The 10,161-nt window shown below is 68.3% G+C and carries 3 protein-coding genes and 3 pseudogenes; 5 read left to right on the top strand and 1 reads right to left on the bottom strand.

The features are described from left to right. The first annotated feature begins 733 nt into the window (after window positions 1-733). From CC117_RS04315 to CC117_RS38650, 3 genes and pseudogenes are all read left to right on the top strand, one after another. A complete protein-coding gene (locus tag CC117_RS04315; RefSeq protein WP_071082467.1) occupies window positions 734-1,846 on the top strand; it encodes an IS110 family RNA-guided transposase in 1,113 nt (370 codons plus the stop codon). 28 nt (window positions 1,847-1,874) lie between these two features. Continuing rightward, window positions 1,875-2,120 (top strand): annotated as a pseudogene (locus CC117_RS40035) (HNH endonuclease); the annotation flags it as partial. Window positions 2,121-2,335: 215 nt separating this feature from the next. Next, a pseudogene (locus CC117_RS38650) lies at window positions 2,336-2,673 on the top strand (IS256 family transposase); the annotation flags it as partial. A gap of 82 nt (window positions 2,674-2,755) precedes the next feature. Here the strand turns inward: CC117_RS38650 and CC117_RS04320 are convergent. Beyond that, window positions 2,756-7,681, bottom strand: coding sequence for a diguanylate cyclase (locus tag CC117_RS04320; protein WP_071082466.1), 4,926 nt, complete (start codon window positions 7,679-7,681; stop codon window positions 2,756-2,758). Window positions 7,682-8,352: 671 nt separating this feature from the next. Between CC117_RS04320 and CC117_RS38655 the strand changes: the two genes are divergently transcribed. Beyond that, window positions 8,353-8,850, top strand: a complete 498-nt coding sequence (locus CC117_RS38655) for a hypothetical protein (protein ID WP_241829832.1) — start codon at window positions 8,353-8,355, stop codon at window positions 8,848-8,850. 905 nt (window positions 8,851-9,755) lie between these two features. Continuing rightward, window positions 9,756-10,161, top strand: a pseudogene (locus CC117_RS04330) (transposase family protein); the annotation flags it as partial.

Genomic DNA, 10,161 nt, shown 5'->3' on the forward strand with positions numbered 1-10,161 from the left:
CGCCCCGCGTCCACCGCGGCGACCACACCGGCCCAGTCCACCCACGCGAACCCGTCCACCACCCTGACGAAACCGTCGAGGAAATCCCGCCGGAAAAGCCAGAACACGTGGGCGACCAGCAACTCGACAGCGRCCACCRCGCACATGTCACCGTGTGCGTACGATCGCAGCGCCGCGGAAAGGTCCTCGAAACCAGTAGTGTGTCGCGGACTCGTTTGACACTCTCGACCATCCGGCCCTGATGGACCGGATACGTCGACGGGTGAAGGACAAGCGTGTTCTGGCGCTGGTGAAGACGTTCCTCAAACCAAGACCCTGGCCCGCAAGTACCGGACCACGGTCCCGAAGGTCTACCGCCGTTACCGAGTCGTACTCGACACCGAGCACGGTCCACGTCGTGGCCTTCAGGTCACCGTGCACCGGGATGGCGGAGGACCACCGCTGGTGGCACAATGGGGCGGCATCAGTCTGGCACGGGACACCACACCACGGCCCCTCAACGGCTGCGAGCATCATGTTGTCGCTGCCGCGCTGGCCTGACCCGTCAAACGACCGGCCCTTCGGGTGCCTTTGGATTGATCTGTCGGTCATCGCGGTGGCGGCCTCTGGACCGTCGGCCAGGCGGGCAGTGACCTGATAGGAGCCTGATCGCAGCAGGGTCTCATCGCAGTCCTGTCCGCCCGCCTGACCGGCGGGATGTGACCGGTGATCTGTGAAGGAGATCCACCAGCTGATGCCCAGCATGACGCTTTCCCGTGACGATGTCATCGTCGGCGTGGACACCCATAAGGATCAGCATGTCGCAGTACTCCTCGATGGCCTCGGGGGCCGCCTCGCGGACCTGGTGATCCCGGCCACCGCGACGGGCTACGCCAAACTCCTCGCGTTCTGCCTCGAAATCCTGCAATCTCCCGGGCGGCTGGTCGCGTTCGGCGTTGAGGGGACCGGGTCCTACGGACGCGGGCTGGCGGGCTTCCTACGGAAACGCGGCTACGAGGTTCGGGAGGTCAGCCGGCCGCCACGTAGCGGCGTGCGTCGCCACGCTGGGAAGAGCGACACGATCGACGCCGAGCACGCGGCCCGCCAGGTCGCCGCCGGCGTCGTGACGGCGATCCCGAAGACAGCCGATGGCGCGGTCGAGGCACTGCGTCTGCTCAAGGCTGCTCGGGACACCGCGGTGAAAGCCCAGTCAGCAACCATGATCACTCTCAAGGCGACGTTGGTGACCGCCGATGACGAACTCCGAGGCGCTCTCGAACCGCTCACCGATCACCGACTCATCGAGGCCTGCGCGGCGCTGGAGTGCGTGGGCGCGCCGACCACGCCCACGAAGGCGATGCTGCACGTCCTGGCGTCGTTGGCACGGCGGTGGCTGAGTCTGCACGACGAGGTCAAGTCACTGGGCTGGCACCTCAAGCAGCAGACGAAGACCGCCGCGCCACGCCTGGTCGAAGCTGTCGGGATCGGCCCTGACACAGCCGCCGAAATGCTGCTCGCCGCAGGCGACAACAACGACCGTATCCGCTCAGAATCGGCGTTCGCGAAACTCTGCGGTGTCAGCCCTATCCCCGCGTCTTCCGGGAAGACGCATCGTCATCGGCTTAACCGAGGCGGCAACCGGCAGGCGAACGCCGCACTCTACCGCACCGTCATCGTGCGCATGCGGTGGCATCAGCCTACCATCGACTACGTCGACCGGCGCACCGCCGAGGGGCTCACAAAGCGAGAGATTATCCGCTGCCTGAAGCGCTATGTCGCCCGAGAAGTGTATCGACTTCTGCCACCACCAAGCGCGCCCGAGAACATCGACGCCGCAACCGCCGTTCTGCCTCCTCAGGCTGCTTGACATCTATAGGAGCATCAATCCGTCACGCATCTGGAACGGAAAACGGTCGGAAGTCGTCCAACGACTCCTGGCCGAGATCTGCGAACTATGCGGCTCCACGGAACAGGTCGAAGTGCACCACATCAGGGCACTCAAAGACCTCAACCCCAAGGGACGGAAACAGCAACCCGAATGGGTCACACGGATGGCCTCCCGCCACCGCAAGACCCTCGTCGTCTGCCGCGCCTGCCACGAGGACATCCACGCCGGACGTCCCACACGCAGATCACGATAGGCACTGGAGAGCCAGCTGCTACGGAAAGCGGGCACGGCTGGTTCGGAGGGAGCCGTCGGAAAAGGACCAGGAAACTGGCACCTCGTCGGCGGCCTACCCTACGTCACGCCGGGATCTGTGGGAGCCCGGGGGTGAGATCCCCCGGGCTACCCGACCAAGAAAACGGTGTAAATTGGGTTGAGTCGGGCTACTTGTGGCCACGTTGGAAGCCGGGGGTCGACGCGTACATCGCTGAACTCGCCGACGAGCGTGATGGCCGTGGACGTCGGCTGGTGGTCCGTAACGGCCACGCCCAGCCCCGGCGGGTGATCACTGCGGCCGGTGCGGTCGAGGTTCAGGCGCCGCGGGTCAACGGCCGCAGGGTCGACCCGGTCACCGGCGAACGCCAGAGGCTCTCCTCGGCGATCCTCCTGCCGTGGTGCCGCCGCTCCCCGAAGATCGCCGAGGTGCGCTGCTCCACCTGCACGGTTTGTCCAGCGGGGATTGTGTGCCCGCACTGGAGCGGTTCCTCGGTTCGGGTACCGGCCTGTCGGCGTCCACGGTGACCCGGCTGCCCACCGGGGGAGCCCTCGAACGCCCGAGCCGGCGGCCGCCTGAGATGGGTCTTTCCGGGACCGCCGGCAAAGGGGCGTGGCCTATCGCGGGGTCGGGCCCGGGTACGCCGCCTCGACGCGGTTACGACCGCCGTTCTTGGCCCTGTACAGCGCGGCGTCCGCCAGCTCGACCAAGGTCTTCACGTCGTCCTCGGGCGCGGGAATGATCGACGTGATGCCGATGCTCACCGTGACCGTCCCGCCGGCAGCCAGCGGGTGCGGTTCGGCGAGGTCCGCCACGGCGGACAAGAGCCGCTCGGCGATGCGGGAAGCGACGTCGGTGTCGGCGCCCGGCATCACGACCGCGAACTCCTCACCGCCGTAGCGGGCGGCCAGGTCGGTGTCGCGGGTGCCGGTGGCCAGGCAGGTGGCAACGCGCCGCAGGCACCGGTCGCCGGCTGTGTGTCCGAGGTAGTCGTTGTAGGACTTGAAATGGTCAATGTCGATCATGGCGAGCGCGACGGGTGCGGTCTTGCGCTGCGCCCGATGCCATTCGATGTCGAGGATCTCGTCGAGATGTCGTCGATTGGCCAGCCCGGTCAACGGGTCGGTGACCGAAAGCTGTTCGAGTCGCCGATTAGCTGCGGCGAGTTCTTCAGTGCGTTCGGCGACCTTGCGCTCCAGGGAGCCGTAGACGCAGGCGTTGTCGAGGGAAACGGCGAGCTGCCCGGCGATCAGCAGGATTCCTTCGAGGCGGTCGGCGGTGAAAGCCCCACGGATCACCCGGTTCTCCAGGAGCAGCATCGCCCGCAGCTCGTTTCGGATCATGATGGGGATGGCCAGCAGGGAGCAGCGATCCACATCGGTGAAGTAGGGGTCGCGGGTGAACCGATCGTCGCGGGTGGGGTCGGTCACGATGACGGGTCCCTCGACGCGTTCCGCGTACCAGATGACCGAGAGTGGCAGGAGCCGTCGGCGGCCGGCTTCCTCGAGCGAGACGGAGTCGCCGTCGCCGGCCGGCACCAGCCAGTCTCGCGGCCCCTTCGCGCCGCGTAGCAGCAAGTGGACGTCGGTGGCGCCGGTCATCGCGGACAGGATGCCCACGACTCTGTTCCGCAGGCCCCCGACGCTGGTGTCGGAGCTGAGCGCCTGAGAAGCGGCGACCACGCCGAGCAGGTCGATGCTGCCGGTGGTGACGACGGAGCGGCGGGCGGCCAGCTCCGCGGTTGGTGGCGCGACCGGCTGCGGGACGGCGGACTCGGGGCGCAGCGCTGGATTGGCCCAGTCGAGCTGACTGACCTTCGCGGCCGCACCCCAGTCCAGATACTGGCGACGGGCGGCGGTCAGCAGCACACTTCCGGCTGCCGCCATGCCGTGCGCGAGGTGAAACCGCGCGGCCCGTTCGAGGATCAGTGCCCTGTGCCAGGGGCGTGTCCGGCTGGCCACCTCGATTTGTGCCGCGTCGAACGCATACGCCGCGCCGCGGAAGTCGCYGGCAGCCCAGGCCTGCTCCGCTTCCACCAGACGGAAAAGGTGTCCGAAGTTGACCGGAGCGTCCGCCGCACGTTCGGCCAGCCAGGCGACCAGACCGTCGAGCTCCGCCAGCGCGGTGCCGCGCTGGCTCGCCTCCACCGCGCGGGCCTCCTCCGCCAGCGCGAGGGCCCTCAGGACACGCGCCGTCGCCGTCAGGTGAATTGCTTCGCGCATCGGCAGCATCGGCAGCATCGGCATGATGGCAGCCGTGTGCCGAGCCAGGTCAGCCGGATGGGCGAGGAGGGCGGCCGCGAGCGCCCGTGTGAGGTGCAGGTGGATGGTGACGGCCGGGTCGACGACCAGCAGGCTCATCCCGGGCGCCGTGTCAGCCGCCGATTCGGCGGCCTCTCCGCCCAGCACCCGGGCCRGCCGACGATATGCCTGGAAGATCTCTTCGAGCTGCCCGTTGCCGGTGCGGGTGGCGAAGGCCAGCGCCTCGTCGACCTCGGTGCAAAGGTTGTCGAGCGATGTCCCACAGTCGAACAGGTTCTGTACGAGTACATGGTGGGCGAAACACGCGTTCTGCAGGTCTCCGCCTTGGACAAGCCCTTCCAGCGCACGACGCGCCGCGGACACGTTGTCCTCCAAGGGCTCGAACCAGTGGCCAGTACTGACTACGTACAGGAACCGCGCCTGCCACAGGTCGAGCTCGTATCCGCGTGCCCGACCGACCGCGAGGATCCGCAGCATCATCCGGTGCCCCGTGCGGTAGTCGTTTCTGCGGGCGACGGTCACAAACCCGATGTAGCCGCTCGGGCCGATCAGAGCGGGGTGCGGACCCTCCCGCACCCATTTCTGCAGCGTAGTCACGGTCAGCCAGGCCAGTATCGTCGGATCGCAGTTGTACGCCGGGACCATGAGCCGCTTGGTGAGCCGGACGGCGTCAAGACACGAACGGTCCATGGTGTTCGTCCGGTTCAGGTCGTCGGATTCGCTGCTCTGATCGATCCACCGGTAGAGCGCGTCAAGTCCGCGGTCGATCTCGGCTTCCAGCCGCTTCCTATCCGGGACCGGGCGGCCGAGGTTCCGAAGAGCGTCGAGACCGAGCCGCAGCGCCTCGGCGGCACGGCCCCGGTTGGTAAGGCTGCTGAGCTGTACCGCGGTGGCCCCTGTCAATCGCACCGCATCGGTACACAGCCGGCAGATGGTCTGGTACTCCTCGTCGGCCTCTTCCAGCCGACCCAGCCGGTACAAAGCGGTGTGCCGGTCGAGGTGGACCGCCAGCAGCTGGTCGGTGTCGGTTGGGTCGATGAACTTCACGGCCGCGGTCAGGAACCGCTCCGCCGACGGCGAGTCGATCAGCCCCTTCGCCTCGTCGGCGGCCCGCAGGAACAGCCGGACCATCGACTGCCGCTCCTGCGGGGCGTGCACGGCGTCGGCCACGAGCAGGTACTGCTCCGCCGCCGCGGCGAAGAACTCGCTTCGGTCGCCCAGGTGCCGGGCCAGGCCCAACCGCCTGGCGCGCCGAGCTTCGGTGGTGAGTCCGCGCAGAACAGACACCTGCGTCCGCTCGTGGTGAAAGCGCACGGCTGGCCGTGCACCACACTCCAGCACCAGCAGGCCGGCAGCGAACGCGGGCGCGAGCCGCTGCTCGAGCTCGTCCGCGGCGAGTCCGGTCGCGGCCGCCAGGAGATCCAGCTCGGTCCGGCCGGCCAGGCACGCCATCGTCGCCAGCGTGTCCCGAGTCGGCGGCGGCAACGAGGCCACCCGGGCGGCCGGCATCCCGGCCGCGTCGGCATGGGCCAGCCGCCGGCACAGCTCCGACCGGTCCCACTGCCAGCCGTTCTCGCTGCGGACCAGCACCTCGTCCTGACGTAGCGAGTTCAGCGTCTCCACCGTGGTATACGGATTGCCCCCGGTGGCAGGCTCGATCATCCGCGCAAGCTCGGCGGCCGGCGGCGGGGCCAGGCTCAGCAGGTCGGCCACCATCGCCGCCTGGCCGCCCGGCGTCAGGTTGCCCAGCCGCAGGACGCGTGGCCCGGCCCGCTGGCGACGCCAGCGGGCTAGCATCGACGTCAGCGGGTGGGCGGCAGCCACCTCGTCGCTCCGGAAGGCGGCCACCAGCAGCAACCCCTCGACATCCCGCTCGCCGCCGAGGATCAGGTCGATGATGCCCAGCGATGCCCGCCCGGCCCACTGCAGGTCGTCGACGAAGAACACCACCGGCCGCTTGCGGGAGGCGACCGCGCGCAGCACCTCGACGGCGCTGTGCTGCGCGCGCGCCTGCGCGGTCATCGGATCACCCGGATCCRGGTCGACCTTCAGCATCGCCGCCAGCTCTGGGACCATCGCGGCCGCCAGCCCCGCGTTCGGCCCCAGCGCCCGCAGGATCCGGTCCCGCACCTCGACCAGGCTGTCCTCGGGCTCGGCCAACAACAGGCGGCCCAGCGCCCGGAACGCCTGCAGGACTCCGTCGTACTCGCGGTCACGGCGACGCTGGTCGAAGGTGCCCGTCACGAACCAGCCGCCGACCCCGGCGACGACCGGGCGCAGCTCGTTGGCCAGCGATGTCTTGCCCACGCCCGGCTCGCCGCCGAGAAGGACCCCGGGGCAGCGGCCCGCCATCGCCTGGGCGAACACCGTCCGCAGCTCGCCGATCTCCTCCGCACGCCCRGCCAGGCGGGACGGCGCCAGCGGCCGCACTGGGAAATCATGCTCCCCGAGGCGCACCACCGCGGCTCCACTGCGAACCAGCGCGAGATCGTGCACCAGCCCGTCGGCGGTCTGATAACGATCGTCCGGCTCTTTCTCCAGCAGATGCATGATGATCGCCGACAGTCCCGCTGGTACCGCCGGATTCACCGCCGACGGCGGCACGGGTACGCGCGCAAGATGATCATAGATCACTCGTCTTGGGTCGCCCGTGCCAAACGGCGGCGCGCCCGTGGCACGCTCGTACAGGGTGGTCCCGATCGCGTGCAGATCGGCCCGCTGGTCAACCGGGCGGCCGGTCCAGCCGGTCTGCTCCGGTGCCAAATACGGCACCGTCCCGACAATTTCGTTGTGATGCAGAAATTCAGGCCTAACCGCAGTGAATGTCGTGGCCAGCATAAAGTCGATCAATAACAGGTGGCGCTGGGAGGAGCCGACCACGATGTTCGCCGGATTGATGTCCCGGTGCACCACCCCTCGGTGGTGCATCCCCGCCACGGCCCGCGCGAGCAGTTCGGCCAGATCGAGCAATTCGGTCGGATCGTGAGGAAGGGTCTGCCTGGACAACGCCGTGCCGCCGATATCGGCCAGTAGGAACGCTCCAGGGCAGGTGGGAACACCAGCCGCCAGCTGTGCGACCCCCGCTACTCCAGACAGCCGCTCAAGGATCTCCGCCTCGTGACGCAAACGTCGCTGTGYCCCAGACCCCATGAACTCCTTCTGGATCACGCTCTCACCGGGGAACACCAGCCGAGTCACCCGGGTCCGCTCCGACTCGTGGAGCAGCTCCGTCCGCACTGCCACCCGCCGATCGCGACCTGCTGCCATACGTCCAGAACACATCAGCCAACCTCAGGACACGCCAAAGACCACCTTCTGTCGGTCTGCCCCAGCCACGGCGGAGGTAACAGGCTGTGTCGAGACGCGCCCGATCTCCTCATGTTGGCGAAGACGGATGTTGGCGAAGACGGCCACCACGCCCGGCATGTCCAGCTCGAGATCGCGAGCCGGAACGGCTGATGGACAGCCTCGCCGTCGGACGACTCCCTCGTGCCGTCGCTCGTGCCCCTGCTCCCGCAGCTACCCACGGTGCACACCGCGGTAGTGAACGGCGTCCTCGGCCCGGACCTCTTCGAGGGGGCTTCGCAGCGCTTGTCCGAGACAGCGGCCACGGGCCGGCGCGCCGTCCGCGCCGACGGGCAGGGCGAGTCCGGTCTCCCGGTTGTGCGCCGCTACGACCAGCCTCCTCCTCGTCCGCTCCGGCCCTCTGCCGTCGACAGCGTCGTCCTCGCTGGCGCCCGTGTCCGACCCGGACGAGATGTGGTCGCCCTCAGTCCGGCGCCGGCGCTGGTGTCCGGCGCGCTGTCGGCGGCCTGCCCCGGTGGCAGCGTCACGGTCGTGGCCCGGCCTCCGCGGCGCTGGCCCAGGTCCGGCCCACCCCGGAGAACCGCCACCGCTGGGGGTCCGCGTGGGACGCCACCGAGCTAGCTCTCCCGGACGCCAGCACCGACGCCGTGCTCGGCCGCAACGCCCTGGCACCCCTCGGCCATCCCCGCCGCATGCTGATCGACATCGCCCGCGTCCTGCGACCGGGCGGACGCCTCTCGCTGTGCAAACCCCTGCTCGGCCAGCGCAGCCCGATCGACCTCGACGGGCTGAACCGGCACGATCTGGCCCAGGTCGCGAGGGTCCTGGCCGGCGTCCAGCCCGCCGCCCACGCGTTCACCGTGCCCGCCGCGGTCGGGAACGCCCGTCTCGCCGGTCTCACCGGCATCGAGCACCTCACCGACACCGTCACGACCAGGCTCGCGACCGTGGCCGCCGCCGAGGCGGCGCTGCACGCTCCGGGCCCGGCCGGCGAGTCCGTCTACCAGGCGATCAGCCGCAGCCTGGATGCCGCTTTCGCTCGTCGCTTCGCGGATGTGTGGCGCGCGACCGCGCGCCGACGCCCCCTTGTCCTGACCACCCCGATCGTCTACCTCACCGCGACCAAGCCAGAAAGCAGCAGATGACCCGAGGACACGGTACCGCCCCATTCCACCCACCCGCACGAAGCATCCGCGCCGGAGGTTCGTCCGCGGAGGCCGCAACACCCCACCCCCACGCCACCGCCTCGGATCAGAACTCCGCAAAACAGGCATACCCGCAAAGTCGAGACGCAAGAAGAAAGGTTAAATCTCAAGCCACGAGCGCGTGCGCTTTTCCCACGACTTCCAGCGCTGCTTTCGTTCGTGCCAGCTCGGCGGCGAGTCGTTCGTTCTCCCGTCGTAGTCGCTCGTTGTCGGTGTCCCTCTCGGTTGCCGTGGGCCGCCCGGCGGGCTTTYCCTCGAGGGCTTCGCGAGCCCCCTGCTCCTGTGCCTCGCGCCATTTCTGGATGTGGGAGTGGTAAAGGCATTCTCGGCGGAGTAGAGCGCCTCGTTCGCCCGACTTGGTTAGGCCGTCGTACTCGTTCAGGATTCTCTTCTTGTAGGCCGCGGTGAAGGTCCGGCGCTTCGGCCGGTCGGACCGTGGTCGGCCTCGGAGGGGCTCACCCCGCCATCCTCCTGCTTCGAGGAGGCCATGTCTGTCATGATCAACGTCACTGGTCTTGAAGATCCCGTCTCGCCCTGCGCTACAGAGGTCTCAAAGATCCATCTGTCTCATGGGAGTCTGACAGACAGGGGAGTTTTTCCGAAACTCGGAATAGTCGGTTTCGCATGCGATAACCARCTGGTTCGATCAGACCCTGCCCAAAATTCCGCCGGAACAGGAAGCGGGCAACCCGGACAGAAACCCCCTGGCGGCAACGAACCGGAAATCCTTGCGCGTTCCGTCCAGGATTTCTGGAGCTCGCGCCCGGTACCGGCATGAGAGGCCCCCTTCGTGGCATGTGAGTCTTACCAAAGAAAACACATCGACCACGAAGAGGGTGCTCCCAGTGTATCGACTTCCCGGGCTGAGCCTGAAAGCCGCCGACGTCGTCGTCGCGATGGCCGAGCGACACTTCCCCGACTGGCATCGTGCCCAGGGCCGTCCCCGCGGTCTCGATCTGGTCGGTGCCCTGCGGCTGGCCCTGTGCCGRCTGCGGCGCAACGCCACCTACCAGGAACTCGCGGAGGACTTCGGGCTCGGGATCAGTACCGCCTGGACCTACCACCAGATCATGGTCACCTTCCTCTCCGACGCTCTCGGCACCACCACCGAGGCCCTGTCCCGGCAGGTCAAGGGCCTGGTCTGCCTGATCGACGGGACTCTGATCCCGACGTTCGCCTGGCACCATCGCGACGATCTTCTGTCCGGCAAGCACCGCCGCCACGGCGTCAACGTCCAACTCGCCGTCGACC

This window comes from Parafrankia colletiae (genome assembly GCF_001854655.1).
Lineage (GTDB): Bacteria > Actinomycetota > Actinomycetes > Frankiales > Frankiaceae > Parafrankia > Parafrankia colletiae.